Source organism: Shinella sp. HZN7 (genome assembly GCF_001652565.1).
Lineage (GTDB): Bacteria > Pseudomonadota > Alphaproteobacteria > Rhizobiales > Rhizobiaceae > Shinella > Shinella granuli.
Genome location: NZ_CP015736.1, coordinates 2,380,211 through 2,396,024 on the forward strand (window position 1 = coordinate 2,380,211; position 15,814 = coordinate 2,396,024).

The window sequence follows — 15,814 nt, forward strand, 5'->3', positions numbered from 1 at the left end:
TCCCAAAACTCAAGTGTCGGTCTTTCCCGGCCGTAACGCCGCCGGGAAACCCGTCAGAAACTCTCCTTCAGCCACTGGCCCATGCGGGCAATGCGGCCGTTGCCACCCGTGAGCTGCGAGAGCATGCCGCCCTGCACAGCGTGTTCTTCCAGTTCCGCGACCTGCGGATAGATCATCAGGCCTACCGCCGTCGAAAAGGCCGGGCCCTTGGCCGCCGTCGGCAGGCCGGAGACGCCGAGCGGGCGGCCGATGCGGACGTTGCGGGCGAGGATGCGGCGGGCCGCTTCCGGCAGGCCGGTGAGCTGGCTGGCGCCGCCCGTCAGCACTATCCTTTTCCCGACGATCGGCGAGAAGCCGGAGCGCTGGATGCGGTCGCGGATGAGTTCGAGCGTCTCCTCGATGCGGGCACGCACGATGCGCGACAGCAGCGCGCGGGGCACATGGGTCGGCTGGTCGCGGTCGTCCTCGCCGATCGGCGGGACGGTGACGATATCGCGTTCGTCGCCGGCGTTCGGCAGGGCCGAGCCGTGCACGACCTTCAGGCGTTCGGCATCCTCGATGCGGGTCGACAGACCGCGCGCAAGATCCGTCGTGACGTGGTGGCCGCCAAGCGAGACGGCGTCGGAATGCACCAGCTTGCCTTCGGCGAAGACGGAGATCGTCGTCGTGCCGCCGCCCATGTCGATGGAGGCGCAGCCGAGCTCGACCTCGTCGTCGACGAGGGCCGAAAGGCCGCTGGCATAGGGCGTCGCCACCATGCCCTCGACGGAGAGGTGGGCGCGGTTGATGCACAGTTCGAGGTTCTTCAGCGCGGCACGTTCGGCCGTCAGCACATGCATGTCGACGCCGAGCACGTCGCCGAACATCGAGAGCGGATCGCGGATGCCGCGCTCGCCGTCGAGCGAGAAGCCCGTCGGCAGCGAGTGGAGGATGGCGCGGTCCTGGCGCAGCGACTGCTGGCCGGCGACGGCGAGCACCTTGCGCAGGTCGTTGGCGTCCACTTCCTGGCCGCCGAGATCGATGGTGGCGGTGTAGACGTCGCTCTGCAGGCGGCCGGCCGAGACGTTGACGATCAGGCTCTCGATGGTAAGGCCCGCCATGCGCTCGGCGGCATCGACCGCGAGGCGAACGACGCTTTCGGCGGCATCCAGATCGGTGATGACGCCGTTCTTCACGCCGCGCGACTTCTGGTGGCCGATGCCGATGACCTCCACATTGTGCGTGCGGCCCGGAAGGATCTCGCTTTCGGCGCGCGGCGTCAGCCGGCCGATCATGCAGACGATCTTGGTGGAACCGATGTCGAGGACCGAAACGACATGCGCCCGCTTGGAGGAAAGCGGCTTCAAGCGCGGCAGGCCGAAATGGGACGAACCGAAAATGCTCATGTGCGCTTCGCTGCCTTCTTCAGGTCCTTCGTTCTCTGCTCGACCGCCGCATTGCGGCGTTCCAGCGCCCCTTCCGTCAAACGGACCGTCGTGCGGTCTTCGAGCCGCAGATCGACGGCCGCGATGTCGCGCTCCAGTATCCCCTGCTCCGCTTCCAGCGTCGCCAGCGTGTCCATGGCGCGCGGCACGTTGTGCTCCGGCAGCTTGACGACGATGCCGTTGTCGAGCCTCAGGTCCCAGCGCCGGCCGGCGACCCGAATATAGGCCTTCACCCGCGCCTTGATTTCCGGCCAGTTGTCGAACTCGTCGGCAAAGCCGGCCGCCGCCGTCTCCGCGTCGCGGCCGACGAACAGCGGCAGCGTCGAAAACTTGTTGTCACGCAGCGGCGCGATGACGCTGCCGTTCTTCTCGATCAGCGACAGGTCGCTGCCGTGCTGCCAGATGGCGAAGGCTTCCCGCTCCTTCAGCGCGATCTCGATCGTGCCCGGATAGACTTTCCGCACGGATACATCCTCGACCCAGGGCAGCTCCGTGAGCTGCTTGCGCGCTTCCTTGACGTCGAGGGCGACCAGCGAGGTTGTGCCGTCGAGGCCGAGGCGTTCGAGAATGTCGATTTCCGAGGTCTCGCGATTGCCGGAGACCTTGACGTCCTCGATGGCAAAGCCGATCGCCGTCGTCGAGGCCTGCGCGACATCCTGCGAATGGCCGCCGAGCGACATGCCGTAAAGGCCCGTCGCGCCGATGAACAGCGCGGTCGCGATGCTGCCGGTGTGGCGCGGAATATGGATGCGGCCGGCCGCCAGGCTGACCAGGAACCGGACGATCCGGCGCAGCGGGCGCGGCAGCACGCGACCGGCTTCCGCTTCCGGAAGCCCGACGGGGCGCACCCTGCTCTTCTTGACGCTCAACGCAAACACGACGCGTCCTCCACCATCCACCGCAAGAATTCACCAAAGGAATGGCCGGCATGGACGGCCATTTCGGGCACCAGGGAGGTCGGGGTCATGCCGGGCTGGGTGTTGATCTCCAGCCAGATAAGCTCGCCATTCTCGGAGAATCGGTCGTCGTAACGGAAGTCGGAACGGCTGACGCCACGGCACCCGATCGCTTGATGCGCCTTGAGGGAGAGTGTTTGTACTTTTTGGTAAATATTCGGTGAAATTTGCGCCGGGATGACGTGTTTCGAGCCGCCTTTCACATATTTGGAATCATAGTCGTAGAAGGCGTGGCCCTGCGGCACCACTTCGGTGACGCCGAGCGCGACGTCGCCCATGACGCCGCAGGTCAGTTCCCGGCCGTAGATGTAGCGCTCGACCATGACGCTGTCGCCATAGCGCCATTCCGGGGACGTGATGATCTGCGGGGGATGCGACTGGTCTTCCTTGACCATGACGACGCCGAAGGAGGAGCCTTCGCGCACCGGCTTGACCACGTATGGCGGCTTCATCGGATGCGCCGAGGTGAAATCGAATCGATCCATCAGCCGCTGCTCGGCGATCGGAATGCCGGCAGACTTGGCGATGATCTTCGCCTGCGCCTTGTCCATTGCAAGAGCGGAAGCGAGCACGCCGGAATGGGTATAGGGGATTTCGAGATATTCGAGGATGCCCTGGATGGTGCCGTCCTCGCCGAAGGGCCCGTGCAGCGCGTTGAAGGCGACATCCGGCTTCAGTTCGGCAAGCACGCTGGCGACGTCGTGGCCGACATCGACGCGGGTGACCTTGTAGCCCTCGGCCTCAAGCGCGTCGGCGCAGGCGTTGCCCGACGAAAGGCTCACCGGCCGTTCCGACGAAAAACCACCCATCAGCATCGCGACATGCTTCACGCTCATAGAACCCCCAACTGAATTCCGCACACTGCCTCTCGTCCCTTGCGCGGACCTGATTTGCCTCTGCGATCCGACTCGGCGAGCGAGATGGGACCACTAGAGCGTCATTAAGGTTAATGAAGCGTTTACTTTCGTTAACCGGAGCCGCCCGGAGGCGAATTTTCCTGTCCCGAATCAAGTCGCGCTTCGATTCTCTCTCTGGAATCAGAGAGTTGTGGCCGGCGCAAGAAAAAGAAGAATTTAGAATTCTCTAAAACGGGGTCGCAGGACGGCCCCATGGCCGCAAAGCCTTGGTAAACGCGGGCTCGCCCGCACGCGCACGAAAAGTACGATTTTTTACCGCCCGGTATACTTTTATTGTTTCGCTGACCGCTCGGTTGGCGTAATAAACCGCCGCTGCCTCCCAAGACAGCTTCAAGAACCAAGAAAAAGGCACCCATGATGAGTGATATGCTCGCTTCCGGGTCGCCGACCGCAACGCATTCCAACCGCGCTGGGCTCAACTCCCCGGCGCGCGTTCTTTTTGCAAGCCTGGTCGGAACGACCATCGAATTCTTCGATTTCTGTAGCTCGCCGCGAATTTTCGGAATTTTGACACGAGAAATCGGAATTTTCGAAATTCCAGACGCGGTGTCAAAAAATGGGTTTGAAGACGAATCAAAGCCCCTTTGAAGGGCCGCTGAACTTAACCTTAACGCCAGCTTCCATTTGAGCCGCTCACCTATGCGGCTAGACTTGTCGAGCGCGTATCCGGCTGGCACCGGATGACGCGCTCTAACCAGCCGAACCTATAGGGAGGCCAAGATGGCTGATGTGCATTCTATTGCCCGCGCTAAGCGCCGGCAATGCGCAAACTATTGCGCAGAGCAACCAGCAGATCCTGCCGGCAGGCTGTACGTTCGCTGAGGCGGCGAAGAGCTATGACCACCACAGCGATGGAGGCCGCTGAGTTTGTAAGTCCCTTCGGCACCTTTACGTAGTTCCCACTGGGCGGAGGTCGGAAACCTTTCTGAATATCAGCAGAGGAGTGGCTCCGAACTGGCTCTCTCTCCGGCCAATCAGGATTTTTGCAAACGGAACGACAGCATCAATTAGCGCGGCGAAACCATGCGTGCCGAAGTCAACGCCGCCGTTGCCGATCGCTCCGAGATTTTGAGACGCCTGAGCGTATTGCGACAATGCGCTAAAGGGATCATTTGGCATCGTCGGAAGGGCGTCCACCACGCCAAGGACATACCAATCACCGGGTACGTCTATCCCGTGCTTAAGAAAGAGGTCGCTGGAGCTAACGACCATAGATTCCTCTTGCAGGGTTGCCCACACCGAGGCTCCCTCTGCACTAACCTCCAGCTGCACTGCATGGGGTAATAGGGAGAAAAGCTCCAGTCCAAACTCCGTCGACGCAATCTCGGTGCCTTTTCGGACCTGCTGCCGCCTAACCTGTCGGCTTGTGCCGCTCTCGTCTCCTTTGCCCAGAGCTCCTTTCATAGATGGCAAGGCTAGAGCCTTCTGGATCAACCGCATGTCGCGGATTTTTAGGCTTCCGGTGAAAAGGGCAAGATGACCAATCCGGCATTCGGAAACGTTAGTGCTGAGCATTCCATGCTCTTGCAAAACATCCAAGAGGGTTAACGCGTTAATCCAATAGGGGTCGTAAGTTGAGGAGGCTTCTTCAATTTTCCCGGTAGTCGCAGTGTTGAGGTACTTTGCTCTTCCCTTCGCTATGGCAGGGAGGCCACCTGACGCTTCCATCTCTGCGCCGTCTACATGGTTAGCCTGCCTGCCCTCTTTGCGAGAGAAGCCCTGAAGGAGGCCGGAATCATCAAATTGTGAAAGAAAGGAGCCTACGCGTCGAGCGTCGTAGTAGAGAAAATCATAGACGGAACCGATGTTTTGATCGGCGAGCTCCTCGCTTGAGGCTCTCTTCTGTATCTCTGATGTCGCGCTCAATGTCTTGTCCCTTACGCTCGGTTTCGGCCATTTTTTTTGCGAGCTCCGCGGGCACCGCCTTAAGCAATTTTGACACCGAGGCTACAAACCTCCGCGCACTTCGCTTATCGCTTTCGTTTCGCTTATTGTTCACGATCGCCTCGACACCCAGATCCCTAGCGTAACCTATTCAAACTCGAGAAAATGACAACGTGTAAGGTTCAACTTTATCGCGAGCATCCCAACTCCATATTTCGCGGGCAGCCCAGTGACAAACTACATAATACGCTTTGTGAGCGAAGATAGGGAGCGTGTCGACGGCGTAGTCCGAACGTCCGTTGGTCGTTTCACCATTTCCGAAGACTACGAAGACGCGATGGGCGAGATGGAGTTCTACGTTACTACCGAAGACCAGAAAGTCGCCACCTACCTGAAGATTTTCAGCTGGAAGCATTTCGAATGTTTATGAGTGCAGTCCTGCACGACGCCTCGTGCCCTTAAACCGGCATGCCGCGGCCGATCTCGTCGCGGCGCTCCTGGGTGAGGATCGTCGCAGTCACGAGCATGTCGAGGCCGGTCTGGGTTTGGGAAAGGCCGAGGTCGACCATGGTGAGGCGGGGATCGTCCACGATCGACCACCAGTCGTCGATCAGCCAGGCTGTCGTCTTCTGGGGTTCCTCTTCGCCCTGGTACTCGCGCGCCTGGCGGATAGCGAGGCGCTCTTCGGGCGCGAAGAGCAGCTTGAACTCGACCGGCGTGACCTGGAGGCGATACTGCTGTTCAGGCTCGGGTGCCGGCTCGATGGGCGGCGGGGCCGTCCACTCATCGTCCTCCAGCCGCCAACCCTGGGCGACTTCATCGGGCACCTCGACGAACTCGGCTGCGATCTGCGGATGGAACTGCGAAGCCGGATCGGTCGAAACGTCGACGGCCACGCCGCCAATGATGCGTGCGTAATTGCTCATCTCACCACTCCACGATTATGAGACCGCGGCCACCCGGTGCACCGGGCTTGGACGCGCCCGACGCTGCTCCTGCGCCGCCACCGATGCCACCTTCTCCGCCCCGATGAGCGCTGCTGCCGATGAGCACACCGCCGCCGCCGCCATGACCGCCCGGTGAGGCCGAGAAAGACGTGCTCTGTATGCCGGGACCGCCAGCGCCGGCAGCGCTGCGAGCACCACTCGGCATCCCCCCGGAATATGAGGCTGCACCGGTGAAGATGTCGAAGGGGAAGCGGCAGACGGCATCGATCGGGTTCTCGACAAGAAGAGCGGCCGTGGTGTTGAAAATCCCCCGTATGTCCGGACCGCCGGCATATTTGTCCGAAAGCAACCCGCCCGGCCCGAATGCAGAGCCGGCAGCGTTCGCGCTGGCATGGTTCCCTCCAAGGCCGCCGCCACCCGGGCAGTCGTTAGGATCGACGCCGGTCGCGCCGTTGCCGCCGGGGCCAAGCTGGCTGCCAGAGGCGCCGCCGCTGCCGGGGCGTCCTGCGGCAGTGCCGTCGCCTCCCTTGCCGCCGGGTGCCTGGAAGTCACCGCCGATGCCGATGCCGCCGATGCCGCCTGGAACGGTGCCGGCAGCCGCCGTGGCGCCGGGTTGACCACCCGTGGCAGAGATCAGCGACCCAAATGACGTGGTGCCCCCTGCTGTACCGGGGTTGCTGCCGGGGGCGCCTCCCGTGCCTGGCGCACCGATGACGAGAGAGAAAACGTCCCCCGGCACGACGTCGAACACACCGTGAGCATAACCGCCCCCGCCAGCGCCGCTGCACACCCACCCTCCACCGGATGTCGACACCCCCGTCGTTCCGCCGCCAGCTCCGATGACGCGAACGCGGATCCGCTTCACATTGGCCGGGATAGTGAAATTGTCATTGGCGTTGAAGACCCGAAACATCCCGCGGCCGAAGATGCCGAGGAAGCCAACGCCGATCATGCCGGCATTGACGGTCTCGCCGTCGCTGCCAAGGCCAAGCAGGCCGGACTGACCGTCCCGTCGCTGAACAACACGGCTCATACCTGCGCTCCTTCAAAACCGTTGACGCGCCAGCTGACCGCTGCGCCGTCCGACCAGACGATGATATTCTCCCCGGCGCCAACGATCAGACCGAAGCGCTCCAGGATCGCGCCCTTGCCGGAAAGCAGGGCGTCGTACTCGATCCAATCCTCATCGGCCGGCACGGCGGCATGGGTGATCGCGACCCGCGCCGAGACGGCTGCGTTGGCGCGATTGACGGCCAGCACGTTGAGAGTGCCGACCTTGCCGGCCGGCATGGTGTATACGGTGGTAAGGGTGTTGGCGGCCGGAGCCGCCCTTCCGAGATCGCCGCTTGCCATCAGAATTGTCCCACGAAGAAGCTGTAGAGCCGGTTGAACTGGGTCTCGAAGGCCGTGTAGACCCCCGCGATCCTGGTGAACTGGACGCCGTCAGGGGTGCCGACGACATGGCCGTCCGGGGCATCGAGGTAGCGCCAGGCATTGCCGGTCCATTGCGCGATCTGTTGTTCGCGGCCGGCCCAGGCGTCGGTGGCGCCCGGCGGAACGACGTAGGCCTCGGCAACGGCTGGCGCGCCGGGCGGCGCGGTGACGTCGACGGCGGTGACAGGGATGAACGGGATGGTCCTGGACGCATCCCGCCAGGCGAGCGCCTGCAGGAGCTGGGTGTTGTCGCCGGCATCGGGCACGATGCCGGCGTCCTCGATGACGGCGAGCACCTCTTCCTGGACGCCGTTGAGCCAGTCGTCGGTGACCTCGGTTCCCGGCACGCCGTTCGGCAGGTCCTCGCCGACGAAGCCCCGCTTGCCGCCGCCGATATCGACGAAATCCGCGCCGTTGACACGATCCATCAGGCTTCCTCGAAGTTGAAGACGATAAGGGTGTGGGCAGGCTTGATCCGGCGCAGCTCGCATTCGACGGCCGCGACCTCGAAGCTGCCGGCGGCGGGCACCTGGACGCGCCAGACGAACTGCGAGCCTTCCGGGCGAAGGCGCTGGCCGGCGCGCAGCACGTTGGCCCGGCTCGGCCAGAACTCCTCGATCGAAATGGTGACGCCGAGCTTTGCCGCGACGGCGGACAGATAGGGGATCGATTGGCCGCCGAACGCCGTCCAGCGCTGATGCGCCAGCTTCTGGCGCTGCTCGATGGTGGTGGCGGCAAGGTCACGCCCGCAACGATCGGGACCAAGGCACCGCTCGAAATCCGGCAGGAGATCGACGGCGGTGCGCGGGTCGATCTCGTCCATCAACCGCTCGGCGCTCGCCTCGGCGTCGTGAAGAAGAACGGCGGCCGCGCCGAGCAGCGTATCGAGCACCTGGCCGCGCCGGCCGAGCGCAAAGCCGGTCGGAAGCTTTTTAACGAGGCTTTGAAGGACGGTTTGAAGGGCGCGTGCCATGGTCACGCCTCGAAGGTCGGGATGCCGGCAACCGGGAATTCGGTGCGGTCGAGGGTATAGGGCGCGGCGGGCACGATGAGGTCATGGGCATATTCGCCCGATGCGGCCGAGATCGCCTCGGAGATCCGCGAGGGTTCGATGCGTGCGCCGATCGGGCCGGCATTCTCGTCGTCGTCGGCATCGCCGAGGGTGGAGACGAAACGCTGCCAGGCCTCGGTGACGGCGGCGCGCGTGCGGGGCGTGTCGGGACGGATGCGAACGGTCAGGGGCAGCGTGACGATCTCGCCGGCGACGACGACGATACGGGCCGTCACGGGACGAACGCCGGTTCCGCTGCCCTGGTCGCCGAGAAAGGCCTGCATGGCCTCGATCTCGCCGGAGGACGGCACGCGTGGCGTACCGTCCGGGTCGCGCATGATGGCGACGATGCCGACCGAACCGCGGCCGATCCAGTCCTCGACGACATTGACGGCTGCGACCGAGAAGCGCTGGGCGAGCCAGACGGGATAGTCGAAGGCGGCCCCGCCATGGGGACGCTGGCGGATATGGGCAAGCACGGCGGCCGCCAGCTCGTCCATCGTCCACTCGCCGACGCCGCCGACAAAGGCACTCTCGACGGTGATGCGGTCGATCTCGGGAACGGCGACGACGGTCGCAAGGCGAATGCCGGCTTCGAGATTGCCGGCCGGTCCCGGCGCGATCGCAGCGGCCGCCACGGTGGCAAGGCCGTCCTCGTCGAGGATAGCCGCGACCGTCGTCTCATAGAGCACGCCGTTCGACGCGGACAATTCGGTCGCGATCGGAACGGCGAAGCCGGGATCGCCCTCGATGAGCACCGTGCCGATCGCGGCGACCGGCTGGCGCTGATCGACGCCCCAGATGCCGGCATGGCGCAGGACATTCTCGTCCTCGGCCGTATCGACGAAGATCTGCCGCGACCAATAGCCGACATGTTCATGGATCTCGGAGACGACGAGGACGACGGCGCGGCCGATCTGGGCGAAGACGCCGCGCGGGGAGCGCACGGCGCGGGAAAGGGCGATCGGATCGAGGGTCGAGCGGATCGTGAGGAGCCCGTCTTCGAGCGAGGAGGCGAAGCGCTCGGCAAGCTGCCTGCCTTTGGGAGCGATCCAGGGCATCAGGCCTCCAGTCTGCGCGAAAGCGCAAGGCTGACGTCATCGACCTGGACGCGCCAGGCGAGACGGGACGAGGACTGCCATTCGACCTCGACGATGGCCGGCACGCCGGTCTCCCGCGCCACCCAGGCAAGCCCCTCCTTCAGCCAGAATTCGTAGAGCTGACGGGTGGTCTCTGTCTCCTTGGCGCGGGACAGCAGCCAGGTGCGGCAACCGGTGAGATCGCCGAAGGGATCGAGCGCATCGCCGGGGCAACCGCGCCGCTCGGAAAAGCTGACGGGGGCAAGGAAGATGGAACGGCCTTCGGGCAGTTCGTCGTCGGGCGCGGCGCGCCGGTCGAGGCCGACCGACATGAGCATGGCCGTCACCGGCGTCTCGTCGATCAAGAGGTCGCAATCGTCCCCGAGCGCCAGATCGCACTGGCGCGTCTCGGGATCGAAGGCGAGAGCGAGATCGAAGAACATGGCGCGAAGCTATCGCGCGCGCGCAAGGTCGTTCATGCCCGCCATGGCGGGCGGCAAGTTGAGCGTCAGCCGCCAACCGGTGGGCCGGGCGCACCGGGCGGTGCGCTGACATGACCATGGGTCTTGTCGATGACCACGCCGTCATGGGTGATCGCGCCGCCGGCGAAGGCGAAGCCGTCAGCGGAGATCGTCAGGCTGCAGCCACCGACCTTGAGCACGATCGCGCCCGCCGAAGCAATGTCGATGGTGCCGTTCGGCTGCACCACAACCTTGTCGCCGTTGGCGTTGGAGACACCGACCGCACCCTTCGGCAGCTTGCCCATGCGGGCGGAGGGATTGCCGGTCGGCAGGATGACGGCATCGCCCTGGTCGCCGCCGATGGCGATCATGATGCCGAGTGCGCCGTCGACCGGCGGGTTCGACCCGAACCCGTAAGGCTGCGCAACCTCGACGTCCTCGCGCACGATGCCGTCCGCCACCTCGACCGAGGCTGTCTGCATCTCGCCTTCGTCGTTGACAGTCTTCAGCGTCACGCGCCGGATCATGCCGCGAAGGGCGTCTGCCGTTTCCTTATCCATCAAAGACCCTCCGCCGTCGTATCCATGGTGCCAGAAGGCCGCGAGCGCTTGCGACCAGGCGCATTGGTGCGGCGCGAGCCGGTCGCGCCCTTGTCGAAGGCCTCCGGCGACGTGACGGTCAGCGCCGTCGTCCTGCCGCTGTCGTCCTCGCGCATGGTGAGCTTGGAGATCAGCATGTCGCGGTTGATGCCCATGAAGGCGTCCTCGACCGTGACCAATTCGTTGACGCGCCAGAGCCGGCCGCCGGCGCCGAAGCCGTGGACGGTGTAGCTGATCTGCTCGCCCTTGGCGCGCGCCGTCCTCATGCGCCAGTCGGCTTCGTCCTCAGCGCTCACCTGGTCGGCCTTCGAGCGCGTCAGGTGGGCGATGGGGCGATAGCGCTTGATCTCGCCGTCCTCGGCAATGCCCGTCGCAGCCGTGCCCTTGCGCTCGCGTTCCGTCGCGCTGCCGTCCGTCGTCTCGCGGTCATCCACGGCGATGGGCTCGGCGGTGACATCGAGCTTCGCGCCCTTGCGCTCCTTTGCGGCGCGCTCCGACTGGCCGCGCACGATGGTCTTCGAATAGCGACCGGAATGGTCGAAGGACCCTTCGGCCGTAAGGACGTTGCCCGGCAGGGTGAGGCTTGCCGGCGCGCGGTTCGCGCCGGTGCGGGTGATCACGATGCCGCCGATGCCGTCCGACAGGATCAGCGCATGGCGCGAGCGTGCGCCTTTCTCGATGGCCGAATGGGCGGTCTCGACAAGATCGAGCGAATAGCGCTGGAAGGGCTCGCCCGTGTCGATCTCGCTCTTTACGGAGAGGCCGAAGGGCGCTGCAATGCGCTTCACGGCGTCTTCGAGCTTCACGTTCTTGAACTCGGCTACCTTGCCGTCGCCGATCGCATCGCAGTCGACGAGGTCGCCCGTCTTGTCGCGGCCGGTGATCTTGACGTTGGCCTCGCCCTCGCTGATCGACGGGCTGACATTGTCGACATAGCCTTCAAGGCACGGTTCGCCGTCGACCGAGATCGAGACGGCCATGCCGGGCTGCACGGCCCTTGCCGCGGCGAAAGTGGAGCTGGGCAGCGCATCGGTGGTGCGCGCATCCCGTAGCTCGATCGAGAAGCTGCCGGACAGGTCCTCCATGTCGCGGCTCACCTCGGCCGATGTCCAGGCCGTGAAGGGCGCGTCATCGATGGACACTTTGATCCCGCTCATTTGAGCACCTCGACCGGGCCTTCCAGAAAGGCGGGATGGCGGGGCCGGTTGCGCCGCACGATGTCACGAAACGCGGGCTCGACGCGCTGCGGATCATCGCCGAAGAGATGATGGGCGATCTGCCAGGCTTCCACCGGCAGGTACGGACGCAGGACCAGGACGTCCGGCAGGCGGCCGATGCGCTCGTTGATATCGGCCGAGACGGCTGTCTTCAGGTCGGCGAGGACAAGGCGCAGGCTGCCGGTCTCGCCGGCATAAATCGAGCTGCTCATGCCTTCCAGCCGTTCGGCCGCATCGCCGATCGCAACCACCGCGCGGCCGCGGAAGGACAGCGCCTCTCGGCGGCTCTCGTAGGAGGCGAAGACGGACTGGCCGGCGGCGGCGGCAAGCGTGCGTCCGGTCGCAAGGGCAAGGAGGAGGCCGTCTGTCGGCGATGGCGCAAGCGCGACCTCGGCCGCGAGCGCAGAAGCGAGGTCGAAGCCGATCGTCATCAGGGCGAGCGGGGACGGCGGAGCCTCGGCGGTTGCGCCGGCGGCGGGAGAAACAGCAGGCGTCGGGCTGGACGAGGCGAGAATGGCGACAGTCGCCTGAACCATCTGATCGAAGGCATAAGCACCGGTCGGGGCGAGATCGGGAACCGAAGCGATGAGGCGCGGCAAGGTGCGCCGTGCGCCGGTCGGCGGCGAGAGGGCGGCGATCGAGGCGCGGAAGACGCGATGGGCGCGGTTGACGGAGAGTTGCCGGGCGACGGAAATTGCCCGCTGTTCGTGTGCCTTGGCGAACGTGCTGAGCGCCGCGCTGACGGCGCCGATCGCAGTCGTGAGGGTCGAGAGGCTGCCGCCCGTACGGCCGAGGCCTGCAAGGCCGGAGAGCCCGCCGAGCGCACCGGCTGGCAGGCGTTTGAACTGGATCGAAAAGCGCGTGACGCGCAGCTCGCGGTCGGAGAAGAAGACCTGTCCCGGCTCTTCCAGGATGACGGTCATCGGGCCGAGCCACGGATGCACCAGCGTCGACGGCCCCGGCGTTTCCATCGCCGCCTGGAGCGCGACGGCCTGGGCGATATAGTCGTCACCGACAATCAGCCCCTCGATCGAGATGACAGCCGGCGCCACCCCGAAATCGTCATAGGCCGGGACATCGACGCCGGGGAAGAGCTGCTCGGCGATCCGCCGGCCGGCCGCCGTCGATGCATCGGGAACGTGGAACCGGATGCCCCGCCAGAAGCCGGGCAAGAGGCCGGGAAGAAGATCGCGATCGCCGCCGAACATGATCAGACCCTTCCGACGGCGCGGCCGGTATTCGCCGTGGTAAGCGCGACCTTTTTGTTGTCGGATTGGGCACCAACGACTTTGCCAGGTCCCTCAACCGCGATCCTGACGGAACCGCCGACCTCGACCTGTTGGCGCGGAAGCGCCTGGGCGAAGCGTGTCGCTGGAGCATTCGAGTTGGCCGCCTTCTTGAACGGAAGCTTCGGGGGCCCGTCGAGATAATCATCAAGTGAGTTGCCGCGGTCGCTACCGTCCTCGCTGGAGCCGGCCGTGCCGCCGTTCGGCAGCATGTCGCCGGGCTGCGCCGTGCCCTTGAAACGGGCAAGTGCATCTGCCGCGGTGCTGATCGCATTCGCGACGGCATTCCAGGCGTTGACGATCGTTTCTGGAAGGAGTGCCGCCCAGTTGATCGTGGCGCTAGCTATCCATTTGATGCCGCTGACGACGCGGTCGATGAAGCCGGCGACACTACTGAGCGTTTCCATGAAACTTTTCGGCATGATTTCCGCCCAGGTCTTCTTGCCCTCAGCAACATCGGCGAGGTTGGTCGCGACATCGGCCAGGAAGCCAGCGAGATCGCCGAGCATATTGATCGCTTTCGAGACGGCCGTTCCCGCAAGGTCGCCCAGCGAGTGGAAGAAGCCGAAGAACTTCTCGCTATCGAATTCAACCATGCCACCGAGCGCGCGGCCGAGGCGGCCGAAGGCGTCGGCAAGGCGGCCGATCTCGCTGAATGTCTTGCCGAGCCCGACGCCGATATCCTTGAGATGCGGCGCAAAGCCGCTTCCAAACGACTTCAGCGTTTCCCAACCGAACTTCACCTTCTCGATCGCGCCGTCCAGCAGCTTCCAGCCTTCGAGCTTGGCATTGTCGATGGTCAGCCAGGAGAGGTCCGGCGCGCCGCCCATGCCCTCCTTGATGCCGTCGAACAGCGTCTTGAAGTTCTCCCAGCCGCCCTGCACGTCGCGCCAGGCGCTGGCAAGACCGCGCCGCACGATCGGGCCGTAACGGTCCCACGTCTCACGGCCGGCCTGGACGATGCGACGGCCGCGATCGCGCATGTCGTCGGCAAGGTTGCGGAAGCCCGTCTTGGCCCGGTCCCAGATCCGCATGACGCGCGGTCCATAGGTGTTCCAGTTCCGGTAGACATGCACGCCGGCCGCGGCGATGAGCGCAATCGCGATACCCACCGGCGAGATCAACGCGGCGAGCATGGCAAAGCCGGCGCCTATGATCGGGAGCACGATACCGAGGGCACCGAAGGCCGCGGCGAGCAGCACGCCCCCGCCCGCGATGGCGATGATCTTGCTGCCGAGCCCGTCGCTTTCCTTGTTCCACTCGCGATACCACTTCAGGCCATCCATCAGATAGTCGTTGATGGTGGGCAACCAGGTGCCGAAGCCGAAGCCGACCTCGCGGGCGGCCTGCGTGCCGATTTCCTGGAAGGTCATGAGCTGGCGGTTGAGGCCGGCCATCTGGGTTTCGAAGTCCTCGTCGATGATCGCGCCGGTCGCCTTCGCCACCTCGTCCTTGATCCGCTTGTATTCGTCGACGTTCGTCAGGAAGGGGATGAGGAAGTCCATGACCTGCTGGTCGGAGAAGAGATTGCCGAGGGCGCCGGCGCCGTGGATCGCTTCGAGCTGCTCGCGTACGAAGCCGAGCGCATCGGCCCCTTCCAGGCCATTGGCCTTGGCCTTCTTCATCAGCTTTTCGATCTCGCCGCCGGACACACCCGTCAGCTTGACGATCTTCTGCATGACGGCCTCGATCGGGTTGATGCCCTTGACGGCCGCATCGGCCATGACCGCCTGGATATCGACGCCGGCGTCCTTGAAGTTCTTGATCGTCGCGGGCGCTGCGATCTTCGACAGGAAGTTCTTCAGGTTGTTGGCGGCTTCGCTCGGGTCGGCGGTGCCCTTGCGGGCGATCTGGAGCGCCGCGCCGAGGAAGTTTACGGCTTCGCGGCCGGTGACACCGTATTTCGCCATCTGGCTGGTCAGCGTCGGGAAGTAGCGCGCCATGTCCTTCAGCTCGAACGCGCCTTCCTTGCCGGAAACGACGAGTGCGCCGAGCGCATCGCTCAACTGGTCGGCGGGGAGCTTCAGCGTCTGGAGCATGGCGGTCGCGACCTTCGACATGTCCGAGAATTCGGCATTGGCGGCCGTCGCCGATCTGCCGATCGTGCCGATCGACTGGTCTATGAGATCGCGGCTGAGGCCGGCCGCGATCATCTCGCCGGCGCCAGCCGCAACGATGTCGGAATACTGGCCAACGGCAAGCGCCAGTTCCTCGTATTCGGATCGCGCTTCCGCCACGAAGCTGAAGGCCGCCTTGCCGGAGAGATTTGCCGTTGAGGCGATGTCGAGCAGCTTTTGCTCGAAAGCGGCGGCTTCACGGATCGGCCCCATGAAGGAGATGGCGGCGACGGCCGTGCCGAGCACCCCGATCTTCGTGGCAAAGGACGCGATACCCTTCAGCGTGCCGGTCAGCCGGCGCAACGGCCCGGTGAGGCGATCGCGCAGGCGGACCAGGACGTCGAGGTTCATCGACCTTGCCATGTCAGTCTCCGTTCGAGAGTTTGCGCTCTTCCTCGCGCCAGGCCATCAGGCAGTTCCACCAGAAAGAAACGCGGCCGAC

At 64.7% G+C, this 15,814-nt stretch carries 16 protein-coding genes; 1 reads left to right on the forward strand and 15 read right to left on the reverse strand.

Features of this window, described 5'->3' with window-relative positions; all coding sequences use genetic code 11:
- Positions 1–53: 53 nt before the first annotated feature.
- Genes ftsA through shn_RS11445 form a run of 3 tightly spaced genes read right to left on the reverse strand, consistent with a single transcriptional unit; the run spans position 54 to position 3,216 of the window.
- Entirely contained in the window at positions 54–1,385 is a 1,332-nt protein-coding gene (gene ftsA, locus shn_RS11435) for a cell division protein FtsA (protein ID WP_064330510.1), read from the reverse strand.
- Positions 1,382–2,302 carry a cell division protein FtsQ/DivIB gene (locus shn_RS11440; protein WP_064330511.1) on the reverse strand — a complete coding sequence of 307 codons (921 nt, stop codon included), beginning with the start codon at positions 2,300–2,302 and terminating at the stop codon, positions 1,382–1,384. The genes ftsA and shn_RS11440 overlap by 4 nt, the downstream gene beginning before the upstream one ends.
- Positions 2,290–3,216, reverse strand: coding sequence for a D-alanine--D-alanine ligase (locus tag shn_RS11445; RefSeq protein WP_064330512.1), 927 nt, complete (start codon positions 3,214–3,216; stop codon positions 2,290–2,292). The genes shn_RS11440 and shn_RS11445 overlap by 13 nt, the downstream gene beginning before the upstream one ends.
- Positions 3,217–3,651: 435 nt before the next feature.
- On the opposite strand from shn_RS11445, the gene shn_RS36785 reads away from it, so the two are divergent.
- Positions 3,652–3,885 carry a hypothetical protein gene (locus shn_RS36785; protein WP_084437927.1) on the forward strand — a complete coding sequence of 78 codons (234 nt, stop codon included), beginning with the start codon at positions 3,652–3,654 and terminating at the stop codon, positions 3,883–3,885.
- A 300-nt stretch (positions 3,886–4,185) separates the two neighbouring features.
- On the opposite strand, the gene shn_RS11450 is transcribed toward shn_RS36785, so the two are convergent.
- The 12 genes from shn_RS11450 to shn_RS11505 form a co-directional block, all read right to left on the reverse strand.
- Entirely contained in the window at positions 4,186–5,163 is a 978-nt protein-coding gene (locus shn_RS11450) for a hypothetical protein (RefSeq protein WP_064330513.1), read from the reverse strand.
- Positions 5,164–5,639: 476 nt separating this feature from the next.
- Positions 5,640–6,107 carry a hypothetical protein gene (locus shn_RS11455; protein WP_064330514.1) on the reverse strand — a complete coding sequence of 156 codons (468 nt, stop codon included), beginning with the start codon at positions 6,105–6,107 and terminating at the stop codon, positions 5,640–5,642.
- 1 nt (position 6,108) lies between these two features.
- Positions 6,109–7,161, reverse strand: a complete 1,053-nt coding sequence (locus shn_RS11460) for a hypothetical protein (protein ID WP_064330515.1) — start codon at positions 7,159–7,161, stop codon at positions 6,109–6,111.
- Positions 7,158–7,481, reverse strand: coding sequence for a hypothetical protein (locus shn_RS11465; protein WP_064330516.1), 324 nt, complete (start codon positions 7,479–7,481; stop codon positions 7,158–7,160). Before shn_RS11465 ends, shn_RS11460 begins: the two co-directional genes overlap by 4 nt.
- Positions 7,481–7,990, reverse strand: a complete 510-nt coding sequence (locus tag shn_RS11470; RefSeq protein ID WP_064330517.1) for a DUF2793 domain-containing protein — start codon at positions 7,988–7,990, stop codon at positions 7,481–7,483. The genes shn_RS11465 and shn_RS11470 overlap by 1 nt, the downstream gene beginning before the upstream one ends.
- Positions 7,990–8,535: a putative phage tail protein gene (locus tag shn_RS11475; protein WP_064330518.1), complete on the reverse strand. Its 546-nt coding sequence runs from the start codon at positions 8,533–8,535 to the stop codon at positions 7,990–7,992. Before shn_RS11475 ends, shn_RS11470 begins: the two co-directional genes overlap by 1 nt.
- A gap of 2 nt (positions 8,536–8,537) precedes the next feature.
- Positions 8,538–9,674 carry a baseplate J/gp47 family protein gene (locus shn_RS11480; protein ID WP_064330519.1) on the reverse strand — a complete coding sequence of 379 codons (1,137 nt, stop codon included), beginning with the start codon at positions 9,672–9,674 and terminating at the stop codon, positions 8,538–8,540.
- On the reverse strand, positions 9,674–10,135 hold the full coding sequence (locus shn_RS11485; RefSeq protein WP_064330520.1) for a phage GP46 family protein: 462 nt from the start codon (positions 10,133–10,135) through the stop codon (positions 9,674–9,676). Before shn_RS11485 ends, shn_RS11480 begins: the two co-directional genes overlap by 1 nt.
- Positions 10,136–10,200: 65 nt before the next feature.
- Positions 10,201–10,713 (reverse strand): phage baseplate assembly protein V, encoded by a 513-nt coding sequence (locus tag shn_RS11490; protein WP_064330521.1) that lies wholly within the window; start codon positions 10,711–10,713, stop codon positions 10,201–10,203.
- The gene (locus shn_RS11495; protein WP_064330522.1) at positions 10,713–11,909 is read right to left on the reverse strand and encodes a phage baseplate assembly protein; all 1,197 of its coding nucleotides are present in this window, start codon (positions 11,907–11,909) and stop codon (positions 10,713–10,715) included. Before shn_RS11495 ends, shn_RS11490 begins: the two co-directional genes overlap by 1 nt.
- Positions 11,906–13,177, reverse strand: coding sequence for a DNA circularization N-terminal domain-containing protein (locus shn_RS11500; protein WP_064330523.1), 1,272 nt, complete (start codon positions 13,175–13,177; stop codon positions 11,906–11,908). Before shn_RS11500 ends, shn_RS11495 begins: the two co-directional genes overlap by 4 nt.
- Before the next feature lie 2 nt (positions 13,178–13,179).
- Positions 13,180–15,735, reverse strand: a complete 2,556-nt coding sequence (locus shn_RS11505; RefSeq protein WP_064330524.1) for a phage tail tape measure protein — start codon at positions 15,733–15,735, stop codon at positions 13,180–13,182.
- Positions 15,736–15,814 lie beyond the last annotated feature (79 nt).

Coding starts and splice junctions, on each gene's coding strand:
- shn_RS11470 (WP_064330517.1), bottom strand. CDS start 7,990: ATGGATCGTGTCAACGGCGCGGATTTCGTCGATATCGGCGGCGGCAAG.
- shn_RS11455 (WP_064330514.1), bottom strand. CDS start 6,107: ATGAGCAATTACGCACGCATCATTGGCGGCGTGGCCGTCGACGTTTCG.
- shn_RS11475 (WP_064330518.1), bottom strand. CDS start 8,535: ATGGCACGCGCCCTTCAAACCGTCCTTCAAAGCCTCGTTAAAAAGCTT.
- shn_RS11500 (WP_064330523.1), bottom strand. CDS start 13,177: ATGTTCGGCGGCGATCGCGATCTTCTTCCCGGCCTCTTGCCCGGCTTC.
- shn_RS36785 (WP_084437927.1), top strand. CDS start 3,652: ATGATGAGTGATATGCTCGCTTCCGGGTCGCCGACCGCAACGCATTCC.
- shn_RS11465 (WP_064330516.1), bottom strand. CDS start 7,481: ATGGCAAGCGGCGATCTCGGAAGGGCGGCTCCGGCCGCCAACACCCTT.
- ftsA (WP_064330510.1), bottom strand. CDS start 1,385: ATGAGCATTTTCGGTTCGTCCCATTTCGGCCTGCCGCGCTTGAAGCCG.
- shn_RS11490 (WP_064330521.1), bottom strand. CDS start 10,713: ATGGATAAGGAAACGGCAGACGCCCTTCGCGGCATGATCCGGCGCGTG.
- shn_RS11445 (WP_064330512.1), bottom strand. CDS start 3,216: ATGAGCGTGAAGCATGTCGCGATGCTGATGGGTGGTTTTTCGTCGGAA.
- shn_RS11460 (WP_064330515.1), bottom strand. CDS start 7,161: ATGAGCCGTGTTGTTCAGCGACGGGACGGTCAGTCCGGCCTGCTTGGC.
- shn_RS11485 (WP_064330520.1), bottom strand. CDS start 10,135: ATGTTCTTCGATCTCGCTCTCGCCTTCGATCCCGAGACGCGCCAGTGC.
- shn_RS11505 (WP_064330524.1), bottom strand. CDS start 15,735: ATGGCAAGGTCGATGAACCTCGACGTCCTGGTCCGCCTGCGCGATCGC.
- shn_RS11495 (WP_064330522.1), bottom strand. CDS start 11,909: ATGAGCGGGATCAAAGTGTCCATCGATGACGCGCCCTTCACGGCCTGG.
- shn_RS11480 (WP_064330519.1), bottom strand. CDS start 9,674: ATGCCCTGGATCGCTCCCAAAGGCAGGCAGCTTGCCGAGCGCTTCGCC.